The organism is Bordetella sp. MIP270_01_BMS (assembly GCF_054958705.1).
In genome coordinates this window covers 2,452,658-2,471,189 of sequence record NZ_CM143297.1, presented here as the reverse complement: position 1 = coordinate 2,471,189, position 18,532 = coordinate 2,452,658, and the positions used below count along the sequence as shown (strand labels likewise).

The 18,532-nt window shown below is 64.5% G+C and carries 19 protein-coding genes and 1 pseudogene; 8 read left to right on the top strand and 12 right to left on the bottom strand.

Annotation, left to right across the window (positions count from 1 at the left end; translation table 11 throughout):
• Positions 1–30: 30 nt before the first annotated feature.
• The 5 genes from ACV17W_RS11545 to ACV17W_RS11525 all read left to right on the top strand — a co-directional run bounded on the left by ACV17W_RS11545 (position 31) and on the right by ACV17W_RS11525 (position 4,889).
• A complete protein-coding gene (locus ACV17W_RS11545) occupies positions 31–465 on the top strand; it encodes a Zn-ribbon domain-containing OB-fold protein (protein ID WP_462592473.1) in 435 nt (144 codons plus the stop codon).
• Positions 462–1,616, top strand: coding sequence for a thiolase family protein (locus ACV17W_RS11540; RefSeq protein WP_462592472.1), 1,155 nt, complete (start codon positions 462–464; stop codon positions 1,614–1,616). The genes ACV17W_RS11545 and ACV17W_RS11540 overlap by 4 nt, the downstream gene beginning before the upstream one ends.
• Before the next feature lie 238 nt (positions 1,617–1,854).
• On the top strand, positions 1,855–2,826 hold the full coding sequence (locus ACV17W_RS11535) for a Bug family tripartite tricarboxylate transporter substrate binding protein (protein ID WP_462592471.1): 972 nt from the start codon (positions 1,855–1,857) through the stop codon (positions 2,824–2,826).
• A 24-nt stretch (positions 2,827–2,850) separates the two neighbouring features.
• The gene (locus ACV17W_RS11530; protein ID WP_462592470.1) at positions 2,851–3,642 is read left to right on the top strand and encodes an enoyl-CoA hydratase/isomerase family protein; all 792 of its coding nucleotides are present in this window, start codon (positions 2,851–2,853) and stop codon (positions 3,640–3,642) included.
• The gene (locus ACV17W_RS11525) at positions 3,642–4,889 is read left to right on the top strand and encodes a CaiB/BaiF CoA transferase family protein (protein ID WP_462592469.1); all 1,248 of its coding nucleotides are present in this window, start codon (positions 3,642–3,644) and stop codon (positions 4,887–4,889) included. The genes ACV17W_RS11530 and ACV17W_RS11525 overlap by 1 nt, the downstream gene beginning before the upstream one ends.
• A gap of 21 nt (positions 4,890–4,910) precedes the next feature.
• Here the strand turns inward: ACV17W_RS11525 and ACV17W_RS11520 are convergent, their stop codons facing one another.
• The 4 genes from ACV17W_RS11520 to ACV17W_RS11505 form a co-directional block, all read right to left on the bottom strand.
• A complete protein-coding gene (locus ACV17W_RS11520; RefSeq protein WP_462592468.1) occupies positions 4,911–5,825 on the bottom strand; it encodes a LysR substrate-binding domain-containing protein in 915 nt (304 codons plus the stop codon).
• A 156-nt stretch (positions 5,826–5,981) separates the two neighbouring features.
• A complete protein-coding gene (hpaI, locus tag ACV17W_RS11515) occupies positions 5,982–6,743 on the bottom strand; it encodes a 4-hydroxy-2-oxoheptanedioate aldolase (RefSeq protein WP_462592467.1) in 762 nt (253 codons plus the stop codon).
• Between the two features lie 2 nt (positions 6,744–6,745).
• Positions 6,746–7,729 carry a Bug family tripartite tricarboxylate transporter substrate binding protein gene (locus tag ACV17W_RS11510; RefSeq protein WP_462592466.1) on the bottom strand — a complete coding sequence of 328 codons (984 nt, stop codon included), beginning with the start codon at positions 7,727–7,729 and terminating at the stop codon, positions 6,746–6,748.
• A gap of 23 nt (positions 7,730–7,752) precedes the next feature.
• A complete protein-coding gene (locus ACV17W_RS11505) occupies positions 7,753–8,640 on the bottom strand; it encodes a TauD/TfdA dioxygenase family protein (RefSeq protein WP_462592465.1) in 888 nt (295 codons plus the stop codon).
• Positions 8,641–8,736: 96 nt separating this feature from the next.
• Here ACV17W_RS11505 and ACV17W_RS11500 point away from each other — a divergent pair, with 96 nt between their 5' ends.
• Positions 8,737–9,516, top strand: a complete 780-nt coding sequence (locus ACV17W_RS11500) for an IclR family transcriptional regulator domain-containing protein (RefSeq protein ID WP_462592464.1) — start codon at positions 8,737–8,739, stop codon at positions 9,514–9,516.
• Here ACV17W_RS11500 and ACV17W_RS11495 read toward each other — a convergent pair.
• The 6 genes and pseudogenes from ACV17W_RS11495 to ACV17W_RS11470 all read right to left on the bottom strand — a co-directional run bounded on the left by ACV17W_RS11495 (position 9,497) and on the right by ACV17W_RS11470 (position 15,592).
• The gene (locus ACV17W_RS11495) at positions 9,497–11,005 is read right to left on the bottom strand and encodes a tripartite tricarboxylate transporter permease (RefSeq protein WP_462592463.1); all 1,509 of its coding nucleotides are present in this window, start codon (positions 11,003–11,005) and stop codon (positions 9,497–9,499) included. The genes ACV17W_RS11500 and ACV17W_RS11495 overlap by 20 nt on opposite strands.
• Positions 11,006–11,011: 6 nt before the next feature.
• Positions 11,012–11,488, bottom strand: coding sequence for a tripartite tricarboxylate transporter TctB family protein (locus ACV17W_RS11490; protein ID WP_462592462.1), 477 nt, complete (start codon positions 11,486–11,488; stop codon positions 11,012–11,014).
• A gap of 8 nt (positions 11,489–11,496) precedes the next feature.
• On the bottom strand, positions 11,497–12,471 hold the full coding sequence (locus ACV17W_RS11485) for a Bug family tripartite tricarboxylate transporter substrate binding protein (protein ID WP_462592461.1): 975 nt from the start codon (positions 12,469–12,471) through the stop codon (positions 11,497–11,499).
• Positions 12,472–12,597: 126 nt separating this feature from the next.
• Positions 12,598–13,413 (bottom strand): rhodanese-like domain-containing protein, encoded by an 816-nt coding sequence (locus tag ACV17W_RS11480; protein WP_462592460.1) that lies wholly within the window; start codon positions 13,411–13,413, stop codon positions 12,598–12,600.
• Positions 13,414–13,546: 133 nt separating this feature from the next.
• Positions 13,547–14,236 (bottom strand): annotated as a pseudogene (locus tag ACV17W_RS11475) (rhodanese-like domain-containing protein); the annotation flags it as partial.
• 186 nt (positions 14,237–14,422) lie between these two features.
• Positions 14,423–15,592, bottom strand: a complete 1,170-nt coding sequence (locus ACV17W_RS11470; protein WP_462592459.1) for a putative sulfate/molybdate transporter — start codon at positions 15,590–15,592, stop codon at positions 14,423–14,425.
• Between the two features lie 274 nt (positions 15,593–15,866).
• On the opposite strand from ACV17W_RS11470, the gene ACV17W_RS11465 reads away from it, so the two are divergent.
• Complete coding sequence (locus ACV17W_RS11465; protein ID WP_462592458.1) at positions 15,867–16,505, top strand: DsbA family protein; 639 nt, start codon at positions 15,867–15,869, stop codon at positions 16,503–16,505.
• Here ACV17W_RS11465 and ACV17W_RS11460 read toward each other — a convergent pair.
• A complete protein-coding gene (locus tag ACV17W_RS11460) occupies positions 16,478–17,686 on the bottom strand; it encodes an MFS transporter (protein WP_462592457.1) in 1,209 nt (402 codons plus the stop codon). The two genes, ACV17W_RS11465 and ACV17W_RS11460, sit on opposite strands and share 28 nt — an antisense overlap.
• Before the next feature lie 61 nt (positions 17,687–17,747).
• A complete protein-coding gene (locus tag ACV17W_RS11455) occupies positions 17,748–18,227 on the bottom strand; it encodes a MarR family winged helix-turn-helix transcriptional regulator (RefSeq protein WP_462592456.1) in 480 nt (159 codons plus the stop codon).
• A 103-nt stretch (positions 18,228–18,330) separates the two neighbouring features.
• Between ACV17W_RS11455 and ACV17W_RS11450 the strand changes: the two genes are divergently transcribed.
• Positions 18,331–18,513, top strand: a complete 183-nt coding sequence (locus ACV17W_RS11450) for a hypothetical protein (protein WP_462592455.1) — start codon at positions 18,331–18,333, stop codon at positions 18,511–18,513.
• The last annotated feature ends 19 nt before the right edge of the window (positions 18,514–18,532 follow it).

The window sequence follows — 18,532 nt, the reverse complement described above, 5'->3', positions numbered from 1 at the left end:
GCACTTTTCCAGCCAACTGGAGAGGCATTCATGTTGAACGTCATTGAAGCAGACCAGCCCTATATACCCATACGTAAGGGATTGTTCCAGATGGACCCTCCACGGCTACTGGGTTCGGAATGCCCGGTTTGCCACACAAAAATCTATCCCGCCAAGAGTTTTTGCCCGCGATGTGAAGGCGACGGCGCCGAACCACCGCAAGTGGTGCCCCTGTCTCCGGAGGGTGTCGTGTTTGCGTACACGGTGATTCATCAGGCGCCGGCCGGACGCCAGACGCCGTATGCGCTGGCATACGTCGACCTGGATGATGAGGTACGGGTGCTCGCCCAGATACACGCCCCCTGCGCGGACATCCGCATTGGGCAGCGCGTCGCACTGACGCTGTGCACGGTCGGTTCGGATGGCGAGACACCGATTGTCGGTTATGCCTTCGTACTCGTCGACTCATCCAAAGGAGCGTCATGATGCAGCAAAGTTATTTCGCTGGCGCGGGTATGGTGCGCTTTGGCAAGTATGGCCTGGAAACGGGTTTTGAACAGCTGGGCGCAGCGGCTGCCCGGGCAGCCATGGAGGATGCCGGCGCTCGCCGATCGGACATCGAGGCGGTTTACGTGGGACACGTGTTCGGCGGACCGGTGGCCGGCCAGCGCGTGGCTGTCGAGCTGGGGCTGGATGGGCTGCCGATCAGCAACCATGAGAACTATTGCGCCAGCGGTGCGACGGCGTTACGCGAAGCCTGGATGGCGATCCGGGCCGGGGCCTACGACGTGATACTCGTCGTAGGAGCGGAGAAAATGACAGACCGGATCAAGGGAGGCGTCACACCCGATCCATCCGATCTGGACGCGATGCAGGGCTACGTGATGGCGGCGGGGCACGCGCTGAGCGCCCAGCGCTATATGGCAGACCATGGCGCGACGCGTGAACAGATCGCGATGGTCGCCGTCAAGAATCACAGGCATTCCGTTCACAACCCCTACGCCCAGTATCAACATGCCATCAGCCTGGAGGAAGTGCTTGCCGCCCGTGCGATCGCCGACCCGCTGGGCAAGCTGGACTGCAGCCCGATCAGCGACGGGGCGGCCGCAGTCGTTGTGTGCAGCGCCAAAGGTCTGCAACGGTTGGGATTGAAGCGCGAAGGCCGCCCACATATCCGCGCGATCGGACTGGCCAGCGGCCGGGTACGCACCGGGCTTTACGACTTGAATGAAGAAGACATTTCACGCCGAGCGGCCGAGCAGGCGTACGAGGCGGCAGGCCTGGGCCCGGAGGACATCGATCTGGTCGAGATGCATGATTGCTTCACCATCGCCGAAATCGTGCGTCTGGAAGGCATCGGCCTGATTCCCAAGGGAGAGGGCGGGGCGTGGACGCAGGCCGGGCATACTTCGGTGGGCGGCAAGCTGCCAGTCAACCCCAGCGGGGGACTGCTGTCGCGCGGCCACCCGGTCGGCGCGACAGGCGTGGCACAAGCCTGCGAGCTCTACTGGCAACTGACCGATCAAGCCGGTGCGCGACAGGTCGATGGTGCGCAAGTCGGGCTGGCGTATTGCAAAGGGGGCACCGTGGCAGGCACCGATGGCGGCTCGGTCACGACGGTGATTCTTTCGCGGTGACACCGTTTTGAGCGCGGCCGGTCCACACCGTCTGGCCGTGCCGCGATCTGCTCCCGGTTGCCATGAGCCCGTCCCGGGGGCGCGGAGATGCCCGCTTTTCAGCTGCCTCGAGCAGTCGGGCACATCGCGTTTCCATATACCCCCCGCTTGATTCCATAGTTGTCCCCCCAGGCCTTGCGCCGTAGAGTGCCCCTAGCGCCACCGTCAGAGCGGCGTAACAGACACGGACGGAGACACTATGGAATCAAGCACCATACGCAGGCGGCTGTTGGCCGTGATGGCAGTTCTGGGACTGGCGGGCTCGATCGGGCCGGCGCAGGCCCAGGATTCGCTGATACGTCTTTATGTGATTGTGGCGCCCGGCGGCAGCGCGGATGCGATGGCCCGCATCGTGGGAGAAAAGCTGGGGCCCAAGGTGGGCGGCAACGTCGTGGTCGAAAACAAGCCGGGGGCGGGAGGCAATCTGGCCACTCAGACCGTGGCGCGTGCAGCGCCCGACGGCACCTCGCTGTTACTCACGGCGAACAACCACACCATCAACCCCACGCTGTATGCCGACGCGGGCTACGCACTGCAGGACCTCGTCCCCATCGCAGAACTGATGCGAGGCCCGTCGGTGATCGTGGTGCCCGCCGATTCGCCCTACCAGTCGTTCGAAGACCTGCTTGCCGACGCGCGCAAGCGGCCGGGCGCCATTGCCTACGGTAGCGCTGGCGTAGGCACCCCGTCGCACATGGCAGGCGAGATGCTGGCCCAGGCCGCCGGCATCAAGCTCATGCACGCCCCGTACCGAGGATCGGGACCATCGTTGAATGACGTGGCGGGCGGGCAGATCCCGGTGGTCATTGCTTCGCTGGTCGCGGCCACGCCGATGATCCAGGCGAAAAGAGTTCGTCCGCTGGCTGTGACGTCGCTGAAGCGATGGCCGGGCCAGGAATCCATACCCGCCGCATCCGAGTTTGGCATGCCCGCCTACGAACACCTGACCTGGCTGGGCCTGTTTGCGCCAAGGGGCACGCCACCTGCGAAAGTCCGCGAACTCAGTGAAGCGACCCTGGAAGTGCTGAGGGACCCGGACATCAAGAATAAGGTCGCAGTACTGGGCGGGCAGGTGGGCGAAATGGATGCCGAGACCTTCGGGCGCTTCATTGACACCGATTACCAGACCGCGCGCGACTTGATCAGCAGTGTGAATCTGCAAGTGAATTGAGTACAACCCAGGAGGCAGCACATCATGGACACGCCGACACCCGGCAGTGATGCACGCAAAGACACGGGCTTGCCCGTGCTGTACATCAACGGGCCACGGGCCGACATCCGCTTCAACCGCCCCGACGTGCACAACCGGGTGCAGCCCGAAGACATCAAGGCGCTGCATGAGCACTTCGACCGCATCGAGGCCGAACCGGCCGTACGCGTCGTGGTTTTTTCCGGTTCGAGCAAAGCGTTCAGCTCGGGATTCCATCTGGGCGTGTTGAAAGAGTCGGATGAAGGTGCACGGCTGTTCGAAGTGCTTACCGACAGGCTGGAAAATCTTCGGCCTGTGACCATCGCCAAACTTGACGGCCCGGTATACGGCGGCTCGACCGACCTGGTGTTGTCCTGCGATTTCCGGCTGGCCCGAACCGGCGTGCAGATGTTCATGCCCGCCGCCAGGCTGGGCCTGCACTATTACCCGCACGGGCTGCGCAGATGGGTCAGCCGCCTGGGGCTGCAGGGGGCCAAGAAGTTGTTCCTGACTTCCAGCGCCATCGGCAGCGACGAGATGATGCGCATCGGCTATCTGGACGAAGTCCATGATCCCGATCGATTGGACTCGGCGGTCGACAGCCTGGTGGCCCGCCTGCTGGCCCAGGCGCCGGCCGTCTCTGTTCGAATGAAGCAGGTGCTGAACGCGACAGCTCGAGGCGAGTACGACGATGACTACGCGCGTGTGGGATTTCTGCAGAGCCTGGCCAGCAAGGATCTGGCGGAAGGCCTGGCTGCGTGGTCAGAGAAACGAGCGCCGCGGTTTACGGGGGAGTAATGAACGCAGATATGCTGGACGGGCAATTGCCGCTGCGCGGCGTGCGGGTCCTGGAGTTATCGCAGATCATGGCCGGCCCCATTTGCGGCCTGATGCTGGCGGACCTGGGCGCGGAAGTCATCAAGATCGAGAAACTCGCCGGGGGCGACGACGCGCGGGCCTTCAACAACTCGGGAGCGCCCGGTGAAATGCCGGCTTCTTTCCAGATCATCAATCGTGGCAAGCGTTCCGCGGCGCTGGACATCCGCACCGATGCCGGACGCGGGGCCTTGCTGCGCATGATCAGGCAAGCCGATGTGGTCACCGAGAATTTCCGGCCCGGCACCCTGCAGCGGCTGGGGCTGGGGCCAGATGTGCTGATGCGCGAGAACCCGGCGTTGATTTGCGCGTCGGTCAGTGGGTACGGCGCGAAGGGCGAATTGCAATCGCGGGGCGGATTCGATCTGGTCCTGCAGGCGTTCAGCGGCCTGATCAGCGTCACGGGCGAGCCCGGGCGTGGCGGGGTCAAGCCCGGAGTGCCCATCGCAGACGTGAACGCGGGAGTACTGGCCGCCATGGGCGTGCTGGCCGCTTATATTCATCGGTTGCGCAGCGGAAAAGGTCAGTGGGTGCAGACCTCGCTGCTGCAGGCTTCGATACAGCAGTTGTACTGGTACGCGGCGTTGTTCTTTTCGTCCGGACGGCTGCCGCAAAGGCTGGGCACGGCGCATCCCATCATTGCGCCCTACCAGACCTACCGTTGCGCCGACGGAGATCTGGCGCTTGGCGGCGGCAATGAGTCCATCTGGAAGCGTATTGTGCAGATCGTGGGCCGTCCCGAATGGGAGACGGACCCCAGATTCTGCAGCCCCAAGCAACGCCTGGAGCATCGGGATGAGCTCGCTGCATGCTTGAACGAAGTGCTGGCCCGGCGCACGCGCGCCGAATGGGAGCACGAGTTCCTGATGGCAGGAGTACCGTGCGGGCCGGTGCAAACGGTGGATGAAGCGTTGCTGCACGCGCAGACGCGTGCGGTTGAGATGGTCATCGATGTGGCCGACGCCAATGGCGGCGAGGCGCGCGCCATCGGCCTGCCCATCCTGTTCGACGGTGGCAATCACCCAGCACGTTCGGCGGCACCGCGCCTGGGGCAGGACACGCGTGCCGTGCTGCGTGAATTCGGCTTTGGCGACAGCGAAATCCAGGCCCTGGAAGCCGCGGGGACCAGCTGGGACGCGGGCCAGGAGGGCCAGCCGCAAACCGCGTAGTCCGTGCATGCGGCGGCCTGGCTAAGGCTGGTGGCCGCCGGGCCAGCGGCCCTCCCGGAGCATGTCTTGCAGAACGTCATGCAAGACCTTGCGGGTAGCCAGCAGGGCGGGCTCTTGCGGCGCCTCGATGGCGGTGCACAGCGTGAGTACGCGCTGCAGCCTGGGCTTGATCAGGCAGGCGGGCAGGTCGCACAGCGATGCGTGATCGGGTAGGGCGGACAGCGGCAATACCGTCGCCCCCACCCCGGCGCGCACGAGGCGCAGCATGGTCAGGGGGTTCGAGCATTCGACGACCACGTTCAGTTGCAGCCCCGCTGCATAGCAGGCTCTGTCCAGGATGACGCGAACATTATTGGGCTGGGCCGCCAGCACCAGCGGCACGCCATGCAGTGCCGTGAGCGGCAGGTCGCCCGTTGAGGCCGCGGGCACGCCTATGGCGTAGAAATCTTCCTTGACCATGGCCTGGGCATCCACGCCGCGCGGCACATCTTCGGCAAAGACCAACGCCACGTCGATGCGATGGTTCAGCAACTGCTCGGCCAGATAGGTGCTGGGATATTCGATGATACACAGCATGACCTTGGGATAGTGCTGCGCCATGGCTTGCACCAGTTCGGTGGACAGCGTCTGTGCAACACTGACGGGCAGCCCCAGCGTGACCTTGCCGCGAGGGTCCTGGCCGATGCCCGCCGACACGTCTCGCATGCCCTCGATCTGCTGCAACACGGAGCGCGCGCGACGATACAGGTCCATGCCATGTTCGGTTGGCGTCACACCGCGCGAGCTTCGGCTGAGCAGCTGGCAACCGATCTCATCTTCGAGGCGCGCAATCTGCAGGCTCAACGCCGACTGCGCCACATGCACCGCGTCCGCCGCCCGCGACAGACTGCCCAACTCGACGGTCCTGACGAAATAGCGCAGTTGCCGTAGTTCCATATTGGCTGTTTTTCTATGAGGCCGTACCGGGCGAAATGCACAGGGTCGCGTCGAGGTTAACGCAGCCCGGAGTACGTCACAACAGCGAGGGGCCGTCCGCGGCAATGCACAGGGGGGCCGGTGGACCGGCCCCCCCTGTGCGCATTGGCGCCGGGGCTACTTGAACCGTTTGGCCAGGGCGCGCCCTGCATCGGTCAGCAGCGCGATATCGCCGCCGACGGCCACGAAGCACACCCCCATGTCGATGTAGCGTCGGGAATGGTCGTCGTTCAAACTGAGGATTCCTGCCGGCTTGCCGGCCGCGGAGATGCGTTTCACCGCGTCCGCGATAGCCGCCTGCACATCGGGGTGGCCCGGTTGCCCCAGGTGGCCCATTGACGCCGACAGGTCGGATGGGCCGATGAACACACCGTCCACCCCTTCGACGGCCGCTATCTCGTCGAGGTTGCGCAACGCCTCTTCGGATTCGATCTGTACCAGCAGGCAGATGCGGTCATTCGCCTTTGCCAGGTAATCGGCCTCGGCGCCAAATTGGGACACGCGCGACAGGCGGGATCCAACGCCCCGGATCCCCTGCGGGGGATACCGGACGGCCCGTACCAGTTCGCGCGCCTGGTCGGCAGTGTCGACCATGGGCACCAGCAGCGTGGAGGCACCCATGTCGAGCAGCTGCTTGATCATCCAGGTTTCGCCCGTCACCGGGCGCACGACGGCCGCGCTGCGCGACGCGGCGACGGCCTGTAGTTGTCCGAGCAGCGTTGTGAGGTCATTGGGCGAGTGTTCGCCGTCGAGGAGCAGCCAGTCGAACCCGCAGGCGGCGCACATTTCCGCTGTATAAGGATTCGCCATGGACACCCATAGGCCGATCTGCCGCTGGCCCGCCTGGATGGCTTGCTTGAAAGGGTTGTCGGTCGCCATGTTCAGTCCAGTTTGACGCCGGTGATTTCAACCAGCTGCCGCCATTTGGCGATTTCGCCCTTCTGGAATTCCTTGAATTCGGCGGGGGTCACGTTGACCAGCTCCAGGCCTACGTCCTGGGCCATTTTCTTCATTTCGGGCCCGCGCGCATACTCATTGATGGTCTGATTCAGCTTGCTGATGACGTCCGGCGGCGTATTCTTCGGAGCGAATACGGCGTACCAGGTGACGAGGCCTCGGTCGTCGAAGTCGTATTCGCTGGTGGCCGGCGTGTCAGGCGCGAAGCTCGCCCGTTTCTTGTCCGCCACCGCGACCAGGTTGACGCGGTCAGCCCGGATCTGGGTAAGCGACGGGCCGGCGTCCTCGAACACGTAAGATACGCGCCCGCTGATCAGGTCGGTCATCAGGCTGCCCACGTCTTTGTACAGCACTGTTTCGACCTGCACATCCTTGCTTTTCTTCAGCAGTTCCACGAACACGCGCGAGGTGGTGTTGCTGGACCCGAAATTGACTTTACCGGGGTTTGCGCGGGCTTCGGCGACGATCTCGGGAAAGGTCCGGGCCTGGGCTTCCTTGCTGGCGAGGATCACCATCGGCCGCTTCGCGACAATGGCGATGGGCTCGAAATCGCCTTGCGGGTCGTAGGCCAGCTTGCTGTACAGGCTGGCGTTGGCGGCCATGGGCCCGCTGGTGGCGACCAGCAGGGTGTAGCCGTCGCCCGGGCTGTTGGCCACGAACGAAGCGCCGATGATGCCGCCCGCGCCGGGCTTGTTGGCCACGGCCGCAGGCTGGCCGAGCTTTTCGGCAAGGCCTTGGGCCACCATGCGTGCAATGGAGTCGGTGCCCGACCCCGCGCCGAACGGCACGACGATCGTGATGGGGCGTTCCGGGTACGCGGCGACCGCGGCGGCGGGCCCCATGCCGGCACCTATGGCGATACCCAGGGCCAATGCTGCGCCCTTGATGACGCGTGATGACAACTTCATTTTGTGCTCTCTCCTGTAGATAGTTATTGGGCCGGCACGGTGGGGCCGATATCCTGCGCGGTGGCGCGCCGCATGGCGCGGCGGTACTTCTGGTTGTAGTTCGTGCCGCGGTGCATGGTGCAACGGTTGTCCCAGATCACAAGGTCATGCGGGCGCCAGCGGTGCCTGTAGACAAACCGGGGCTGGGTGGCAAACGCCATCAGCCTGTCCAGCAGGGCGCGGCTGTCTTGCTCGTCCATGCCTTCGATGGCCGAGATATGTGACGCCAGGTACAGCGACCGTCGCTGATTGTGGGCATTGTTGCGCACCAGCACCTGCCTGACCGGCGGCTGGCGCGCACGCCATTCGGCCGGGATGTCCAGATCGCCCAGCCCCAGCAGCTTGCGCGAGTGGAAATAATCGTGAATCGCGACCAGATCCTGGATCTGCGACTGGGTGGCGGGGTCGAGGTTGTCCCAGGCCGCGCGCATATCTGCGAATTCTGTGGCGCCACCCACCGGCGACACTTCCTGGGCGTTCAACAGCGACGCGCTGGCGGGCGTTTGCTTGAACGAACTGTCGGTATGCCACAGCTGATTGCTCAGCAACACCAGCCTGCGAATGTCGGCGTCGCCAATGAGCTTGCCTTGTTCGTCCAGGTTCGAGATGTCCGACAGCTGGGCATGTTTGAGGCGCCGGGGCTTGTTTTCGCTCGCAATATAAGAGCCCACCGAGGTTTCCAGCGGGCCATAGATCTCGGCGACGCGCAGCTGTTGCTCTTCATCCAGCGGTTGGTCCGGAATAACCAGTACCGCATACTGATCGAGGGCCGTGCGCAGGGCCAGTTTCAGATCGTCCGACATGGGCTGGGTAAGGTCGACGCCGGCGACTTCTGCCACGAAGCCGTCGGTCACCGGAGTGAGGTCGAGCATGATTGAGTTTCCTGTAGTCGGGGAGCCCGGTAGGCGCTATAATTTCGCTGTTAGAAAATAATTTCGTTCATTGAAATTATCATAAGGAATCTGACCGTGCGACAGAATTCGGGATTACCCAAAGGCAGCGATCTATTCGTGGAAGCGTTCGCCCGCGGTCTGGCGGTCATACGCGCGTTCGGGCCCGACGGCCCCACGCTGACACTGTCGGAAGTGGCCGAGCGAGCCGCCGTCACGCCCGCGGGGGCACGGCGCCTGTTGCACACGCTCGTGACGCTTGGGTACGCGCGGGTGGACGGCCGCAGGTTCTCGTTGACGCCCGCAGTATTGGACATCGGCTATGCGTACCTGAATTCGCTGTCGCTGCGCGAAGTGGCGCTGCCTTATCTGGAGGAGTTCGCGCGTGAGCGCGGCGAAATCTGTTCGCTGTCGGTGCTCGACAAGAACGACATCATCTATGTGGCGCGGGCCGAGATCCGCAGTCCTTCGGCACGACGCCTGATAACTGGGGAACGCCTGCCTGCGCACGCGACCTCGACCGGGCACGTACTGTTGGCGCAGCTCGGCGCGGAAGAGCTCGACGCATACCTTGCCCAAGCGCCTTTTGAACGTCTGACTGAGTACACCCTGACGGAAGCCGAGCCATTGCGCACAGCAGTGCAGAACGCCCGGGCCCAGGGATATGCGCTGGCAAACCAGCACTACGAACTGGGCGTATGCGCGCTGGCCGTGCCCGTGCGCAATCGCGAAGGCCAGTTGGTGGCGGCGCTGACCACCAGCCTGAACCTGGCCAAGCACCCCGCCGAAGGGGTAGTGGCCGACTTCCTGCCAAGCCTGCAGCAACTGGCGGGCGCCATCAGCCGGGGGCTGACCTGAGCGGCCGACGCTTGATCGCACTGGCTGCCGACATCACGATCAGCAGCCCCGCGCCGGCAAGGAAGGTCACCGAGAGCGGCCGCGTGTAAAGGATCGAAAGGTCGCCCTGTGACACCATCAGGGCTCGTCGAAAGCTGTTTTCCAGCATGGGACCAAGCACCATGCCCATCAGCAGCGGCACGGGCGAGACTTCAAGCTTGATCAGGATGTAGCCCAGCACGCCGAAGCCTCCGAGAAGGTAGATATCGAATACTGAGGCGCGCGCCGTGAAGGCCCCCACCGAGCAGAAGACCAGGATGATGGGAAACAGGATGCGGTAGGGAACGCGCAGCATTTTGACCCATACGCCGACCAGGGGAAGATTCAGCACGACCAGCATCACGTTGCCGATCCACATCGACGTGATCAAGCCCCAGAAAATGCCCGGATGGTTGGCGATGACCTGCGGGCCCGGTTGAATGTCCTGGATGACCATTGCCCCCAGCAGCAGGGCCATGATGGCGCTGCCTGGAATGCCCAGCGTCAGCAGCGTCAGGAAGTTGGTCTGGGCGGCCGCATTATTGGCGGATTCCGGGCCCGCCACGCCTTCTATTGCTCCATGCCCCAGCTCGTGCCGGAAGCTCGACACTTTTCTTTCCAGGGCATAACCCGCGAAAGACGCCATGGTGACGCCGGCCCCGGGCAATATACCCAGTATCGCGCCGAGCGCCGTACCCCGAGCGATGGATGGCGCCATCCGTCCGAAGTCGGCGCGCGAGGGCATCAGCTGTGTGATGGGCGCCAGCGTGGCGTTCCTGTCGGTCTTTTGGTTGTAATGCTCCAGATTGACGGCGATCTCTGCTACGCCGAACACGCCCATGGCCAGGGCCGTAAGTTCGATGCCGTCGTAGAGCTCGGGTATGTCGCCGGTATAGCGGTACTCGCCCGAGTTGATGTCCGTACCAACCAGGCTGAACAGCAGGCCCAGCACTACCAGGCCGAGCGATTTGTCGATGCTGTCGGAAGACAATGCGATGGCGCCGACCAACCCCAGCACCATCAACGCAAAGTATTCGGACGGCCCGAACAGGAAGGCAATGGAGGTGAGGGGTTCGGCCAACGTTGCCAACAGCAGAACGCCGATGCTGCCGGCCACGAACGAGCCGATGGCCGCGGCGGCCAGGGCCACGCCGCCGCGGCCTTTGCGCGCCATCTGGTAACCGTCGATCATGGCGACGGCGGACGATGATTCGCCGGGCAGTCTGAGCAGGATGGCAGTGGTAGAACCTCCGTATTGCGCGCCGTAGTAGATGCTGGCCAGGAGGATCAGGGCGCCGGTCGCCGGCAGGGCATAGGTTAGCGGCAGCAGCATGGCCACGGTCGAGATAGGCCCCAAGCCGGGCAGCATGCCGATGAACGTGCCGATCAGGCAGCCGAGCAACGCGTAGCCGATGTTTTGCCAGGACAGGGCGGTGGCAAAGCCCAGCGCCAGGTTATCGATGAGGTCCATATCGCATCAGGAGGCCAGGCCGACGAATGCAGGCAACAGTGGCAACGGCAAAGCCAGGCCATAGGCGAAGCCGCCCACATTGATCACCACCATCGCCGCGGCGTTGGCGAGTGTCGTCTTCCAGGTGAACTCGCGGCTCGCCAGGCTGGCCAGTACGACCAGCAGCACCAGCGCCAGCACGAGGCCCAGCGGCCGCAGCGCGGCGCCGAACGCCAGTACCGAACCCACCATCCAGGCCAGAGAACGCAGGTTCAAGGGCTGCAGCCGCCGGACGGGCACGCGCGCCAGAACTGCGCGGGCCATGATGAACAGGCCCAGTGCCGCCAGCAGAATGCCCAGGGCGCATGGGAAGTACCCCGGGCCCATGTAGTCCAGCGTGCCCATGTCGTACTGTGAGGCAGCATAGGCAAAGGCCCCGCCGGCAAGCATATAGATCGATCCCAGGACGAAGTCCGGCCTATGCCGGATGCTAGCGCGCGCCATGTCGTGTCCTAGAGTGTCAGGCCCGCTTTGCGGGCGATATCGGCGTACAGTTCACTGTCTTCCCTTATGGTGCGATTCAACTCGTCGGGAGGCGACGCGGCCACGATATAGCCCAGGTCTTCCAGCGCGTTCTTGGTCTGGCTCTCCTGGAGAATGTCGGCGGCGGTGCGATAGATTTTCTGAATGATGGCCGGCGGCGTGGCGGCGGGCACCGCGAGCCCCTGCCAACTCTGGAAGACATAATCTGCAACGCCGGCTTCCTGCAACGTGGGAATGTCAGGCAGCGCACGCGAGCGGAAGGGCGTGGTCACGGCCAACCCCTTCAGCCTGCCCGCGCGTATGTTTTCAGTGGCGGCCGCCAGCGTGATGATCTGCGCATCGATATGGCCGCCGATGACATCGAGCATGGCGGGGCCGCCGCCCAGGGACGGAATTACATTGAACTTCACGCCGGTGCGTTGCGACAACAGCTCGATGGCCAGGTGCTGGTGGCTGTTCTTCGCGCCCGACAGGGCAATTGACGTCTTGCCCGGGCGGGTTCGCACGAACTCCAGGTACTCGCCGAAACTGCTTACGCCCAGGTCGGGCCGCACCATGATCAGAAGAGGATTCACCACTGCCTTGATGACGCCGGTGAGATCTTTGTGCGGGTCGTAGGGCAGCGGTCTGGACTGGATGGCGTCGATGGAAAGCGCATCTCCGGCCAGAAGCAGAGTATGGCCGTCGGGCGTTGCCTTGCTCACCTGGTTCGTCGCAATGCTGCCTCCGCCTCCGGGGTTGTTCTCGACAATGGTGCGGGTACCCCAATTGGCATCCAGCCGTTGCCCGAGGGTGCGCGCCAGTTTGTCTGCGCTGCCGCCCGCAGAAGCGGAAACCAGGATGCGCAGATTCCGAGACGGATAGTGCGCCTCGGCTGCGCGCAATACAGGCGCGCCCAGTGTGGCCGCGATGCCTGACGATATGAGGAAGGTACGCCGTTTCATGTAAAGCCTTTGAGGTGGTGGGGTTCGGGAATTTCTGAGGTCATGTGAACGCGTGCGCTGCGCAGCGTGAGGCGTTGACAGGATGAGGCGGCCGGGCTTGCGCGCAGCGACGCGCGTGGCCCGTATTCATGCCGCCAGTACGCGGAGCGGCGCCTCGCCGCCCGGCCGATTCAGCTGCTTCACCAGGCCTACTTCCCAATCCAGGTATTCGCGGAATTTCGCGTTGCGCTGTGTCTGGTCGTCGTAGTCGTACGCGTGGCGCCATGGATATTTATGCGTGCTCAGGTCGCGACCGCTGCCCGACGCGGTCGGGTACCCCGCACTGAACCAGGCGCGATTGCCGCCCAGCAGCGCCCGTGCCGGTACGCCTTGACCGCGCAGGCGCCGCACGATGCTGTCGGCATAGAGGCCATCGCCGGACGTCACCACGACCGGCTTGGCTGCGGCCCCCAGCTCGGGCAGCACTTGCGCGATGTCTTGTGCCACGATGAACCATGCATGCCGGATGTGCTGGCGAGCGTAGGCGGCGGGTGAGTCAGCGTCGATGACGATTGCGTGATCGTGCGCTATGGCTTGCCACGCTTCCTCGACCGAGACCCATGTCGATTCGCCGCCGGCTGGATCGCGCAGCACCTGAATCGGCTCGTCGCCCGTTTCGAGAGCCGCGTCCGTGCCGGGCCGATAGAGGTGGACGGTGTGGCTGCCCAATTGCACCAGCCAGGCAGCTACCGATGCCGCCCGTACGCCGTCCCGGTCGGCCAGCACGATGGTCGCACCCTGGGTTGCCACATAGTCGTCCGTGGACTGGATCAACTGGCCGCCCGGTGCCCAGCGCCAGCCGGGCAGGTGCCCGGCGCGGTATTCCTCGGCGCCACGAATATCGAACAGATAGGTGGAGCGCGCTTCGTCTTGCAGCAGCTGTTGCAGGCCGGCTGGCGTCAATGTCGTGATGCACGGCCCGTGCCAGGAGCAGTTCGGCTTGCGCCCGGGCGTTGTGCAAATGGTCCGGCGTAGGCTCGGGCAGCACGGTGCGGCGGCCATGCGCCAATTCGTATCCGTGCAGCAGCCAGGCCATCGTGCCATCTTTGAGGGACACCACTCGGTTGGGAATGCCGCCATCGATGAGCGTTTGCGCCCCGATGATGCTGCGCGTTCGACCCGCGCAGTTCACCACGATCAGGGTTTGTGGATCGGGAGCAAGCTCCCGGATGCGATACGTCAGCTCTCCATTGGGCACGTTATGGGCGCCAGGTATGCTGAAGCGGGAGAACTCTTCGGGAGTGCGTCCGTCCACCACGACGATGTCCTGGCCGCTGTGCAGCCGTTCATGAAGTTCTGGCGCCGAAATCTGCGGCGTGCGGGCTTTTAGCTCGACCACCTCGCCGAAGGCCTTGCTGGGTACGTTGAGTCCGCTGACGACCTCATAGCCTTCGGCTCGCCATGCGCGGATGCCGCCCGCCAGGCCATGCAGCTTGGTGTATCCGAGCCGCGACAGCAGGCCCGCCGCGTCGCTCAACCGTGTTCCGTCCGCATCGACCAATATGATGGGCGTTGACTTTCGAGGCACGGCGCGGCGAATCAGCAGTTCAATGCGCCATAGAGGCATCGTGACCGAGTACAGCAGGTGCTGCTGTTCGTATTCGCTGTGTTCACGTATATCGAGCAAGGCCAGTTCGCCCGCCACTTGCAAGCGGCCGTGCAGCTGCTTGGGGGTGAGCGACTTGGCTGAGCAGGATGTGTGCGGCAGGGTGCGGGAGTCGTCCATAGTTGCGCGCATGTCGGGTTATTGCCGAGGCCCGCTGGCCGCTCGCGTTTCGTCGCGGCAAGGTGTCGGGCAGCGCTACAGTCTATGGATTCCCCTTCGCCGACCCAAACATATTTCTTCTATTTGTTTATTGGCGGCCGGGTCATAAGCTGATACCTGGTCGAGGATTCAGTGGAGGGCCGCAGGCTACAGCCGTGCCCAGCCACGCCTGAGGACGTGATGCAGGACGATGCCGGCAAGAAAGCCGAGCGCGACGTTCCAGATGCACAGCGCCGCGCATACGAGGACGACGCAGCGCTCGCCGCGGCTGGCCGGCAGCATGCTGCTTCCAGCCGAAAGCTGCATGCCGGTGATGAACAGCACGACCCCCAATACTGCGGTTGGAAACAGCTGGAACAGCGCTTCGACCGAACTGCTGAAGAATAGGGCAAGCGCCAGCAAGACGCCGCCCAGAATGACGACCGAGCCGCCGGTCCTGGCGCCGAACGCAAGGTGTCCGGCCAGGCCGCCTGCGCCATGGCACATGGGCACACCGGCGGCGAAGCCGCTGAACAGGTTCATGACGCCGTTGGAGAGCGCCACTTTGCTTTCAGTGATGCGGCATTGCGGGAAGTGCTTGTTGTGTTCTTGCGTGATGGCAATGACAGCGTTGCCCAGCGTCAGTGGAACCTGCGGCAGGGCCAGCAGGACCACGCCCACGAAGACCTGGTTCCAGGTCAGGTCGGCAAGGGGGTAGTCGGGCGCGGTGAACCCGATGGATACCTGGCTCAGGCGGGTCAGCAATTCGGGCTGGCGCATGCCGCCAATGAATGCGCCGAACATCAGCAGCACGAACATGGCCGGCACTTTGCGATTGCCCATCAGCATCAACGTACCGGTCAGGCCAATGGCGGCGACGACCCAATCGTCGTGCATCATCTTCACCCCCTGCAGCATGAAGCCCATGCCCAGACCCAGGACGATGCCGATGACTACCGGCGCGGGTACGAGCCTGGCGATGCGCCGCATCAGGCCGCTGACGCCGAGGATGAACCAGATCAACCCGGTGGCCAGCGCGGCGGCGCAGACAGCTGCAGGCGTGACCATCGCCGTCTGCACGGCCTGGATCGAGGCGACGGCGCCGATGGCTTTCATGGGTTGCACCGGGAATGGCGTCTTGTAATACAGGCCGCATGCAATCATGGATGTGCCGAAGGCGAAAAGTACGCCGAAGGGATCCATGCCCAGTACGCCGATGTAGGCCGCAACGAAAGGAATGAGGGTGCCGAGGTCGCCGAACGCGCCCGCCCATTCCATGCGGTCGTATCGATTGGCGCGCCGGGGCGCGGCCTCGGTGGAATCGGGTTGCGTAGGCACGGGCTCGCAGGCTGCCGGTTCAGCCACAGGGGCGGTGCCTGCGAGTGTACCCGCCGTGTAGCGCATGGCGGGGCACGACCCCGGGCCGGGCGTGTGCCCGCCACCGGGGCTGACGCGTTCCGGCAGACCAACTGGAATAGCTGGTATGACGCCGCGGCCATGGCGCTGCGCACCGCATGTCAGCATAATCGTCTTGCATGCAGGGCGGGGGCGGAGAACCCGCGCAGGCCCGGGCACGCTCCGGCCCGTGAGTGCCGTTCATGAGGTACGCGCAATGCAAGTACACCTGGACTATTACTTCTGGATGAATTCCGACTGGGCCTACCTGGGCGCCGACCGGCTCGAGGCCCTGGCGGCCAGGCGCGAGGTGCGCATCCACTATAAGCCCGTGGACCTGCCGAGTATCTATGCCCGCACCGGCGGCATCGTGCTGGGGCAGCGCTCGCCGCAACGGCAGGCCTATCGCGTCACGGAACTGAAGCGCTGGTGCCGCAAGCTGCAGATCGACCTGAATATCGAGCCGGCGCATATGTGCCCCGATGCAGGCCTGGCGTCGTGTGTGGTTATCGCCGCCGATGCGCGCGGCCTGCCCGTGGCGCGGCTGTACAAGGCGATACTGCGCGCCGAATGGTGCGAGGAACGTGACATCTCGGTCGCGGCCACGCTGCGCGAGATCCTGCTCGAACAGGGCCTGGACGCAGCGCTGCTCGACGCGGCCCGCCAGCCGGATGTGGGGCAGCAATACCGCCGCTATACCGACGAGGCGGTGGCGGCCGGGGTGTTCGGCTCTCCCTCGTATTTATATGACGGAGAACTGTTCTGGGGCCAGGACCGGCTGGACATGCTCGAAGAGGCCATCGCGCTGTCGCGCACTGACGGGGGCGCTCAGGCTCCCGCGGCCGCCCGCATCTGAGGCTGCCGTTGGAAATACACCGCCGTGGTCACACCGAGCGCGATCACCATGATGCAGAACGCGCACACCGCGACGTCCATGCCCCAGTAGTCGGCGATCCAGCCTATGCCCATAGTCGGCGCCATGGCGCCGACATAGCCTACGACCAGGTACGTCGACATCAGCCCCGACCGGGTGCTGGGCGTTGCCAGGCGGGCAAGCATGCTCATGCCGGCCAGCATGCACATGCCGTGGCCCATGGCCGTGGTCAGGACTCCCAGGCCGAACAGTACGGTCGAGCTGGTCCACAGGTTGACCATGAGCATGAGATTGCTGCACGCAAGCAGCCCCAGGCCCGCGGCGCCGCACCAGTGCGTGGGCATGCGTCCGGCCAGGACCTGGACTGAGGCCGAAGCGAACAGGATCAGGGCGATGGCGGTTCCGCTGACGACGGGCCCGCGCCAGGGAACCAGCTGGTCGAGGAACAGCGGCGCCATCGAGGCATACATGCCGAACACGCCGAATGCCAGGAAGGGCAGGCAGCACGTAAGGATGAAGGCGCGGGAGAGGCCTGGCTCCGGCCATGTCAGTTTCGGCAGGACGTCGCGCCACGACCAACGCCTGTCCTGGCCCGGCTTGTCGTCATGCGGCAGTTCCAGCCGCCAGAGCGCAAGCAGGCCCAGTGTGCCCAGGATGAGCGTGGGGACGTAGGTGGTGATCAGGGGGGAGGGCGCCCACTGGCCTATCAGGCCGCCCACGAGCGGCCCGAGCCCGAATCCCAAGGCGAGCAGGAACCCTGTGATCATGGCTATGCGCTGGACGTTGCTGGCGCGCGATAGGCGCGCCAATCCCAGCGTCGCACTGGTCGTGACCAGGCTCGACGCAACGCCCACGACGAAGCGGCCGATGCTCAGGCTGGTCATGTCCCGGGCGATCATGCTGCCGAATGTGCCGATCACCACCAGGGCCAGGCCGCACTGCATCATGGGCCGGAAGCCCAGCCTGTCCGGCAGCCTGCCGAGGAACAGCAGGCTGCACAGCGCCCCACTCATATAGACGACGTAAATGAGCGAGATATCGCTGGTCTGCAGCTGCCATGCCTCTTTGTACAAGGCATACAGGGGACTGATGAGCGCGGTGCCCATCACGCCCACTATCATGGCAAAACTCACCCATCCGTAGGGTGAAGTGTTGAGTTTCATCGGCTATCTGGGCGGGCAACAGGATGGGGGCGGGCGAGAGATTCAGAACGCTGTGCGCGCTTCATGGCGCGCCTTCAAGCTGACAGAATCGGCGCGAGATTTTCTCGAGCGCGCGGCGCGTGACGTCGAGTTCGTGCGGCGTGAGGTCGGCCAGGATGGCCCGTTCGATTTCCAGGCTCTTGGCCAGGATGGTCGCGGCGACCTGCCGGCCTGCCGGCGTCAGCGCGATGCGCTTGGTGCGCCGGTCGTCGGCGTCGCTGGACCAGTCGACCAGATCGGCCTTGCGCAGTTGGTCGAGTACGCGCACCAGCGACGAGGTGTCGAGGAACAGGGCATTGGCCAGGTCTTTCTGGCGCAGCGGCTCGCCCTGCACATACAGCACCAGCAGGGGCATGCGCGTGGCGTCAGTGAGGCCCTGGTCTTTGAAGCTGAGGTCTACCTGCCGGCGCCATTGCCGGAACACGCCGCCCAGCAGCAGGCCAAAGCGCGTACGAGCCGCCGGCAGGTCGGGCGCCGGCGTGGCCGGGAAGATAGTTGGCATGCAAAGTATAGTACTGCAGCCGGGCCGGAAGGGCCAGCGACAGAGGGCGTCGGCGGCTGGGGCGCGACTTGGGTTCCGTCGCTGCGGCTGCCGAACGGCGCGCTTGTGGTGCAGCCCCCAGCCGGGACAGGCGTGGAAGGCGGCGATACTCAATGGCAAGAAGCCCGCGCCTGCGCCGTCGTCGTGCACCATGGAGGCGCGGGATACAACAATGCGGATGGCGCTGTTCGATATCAAGGGCGTGGCCGCACGCATCAACCCGGACGGCCGCATCCCGGGCATGTAGAAGTTGCGCCTGCGGGCTC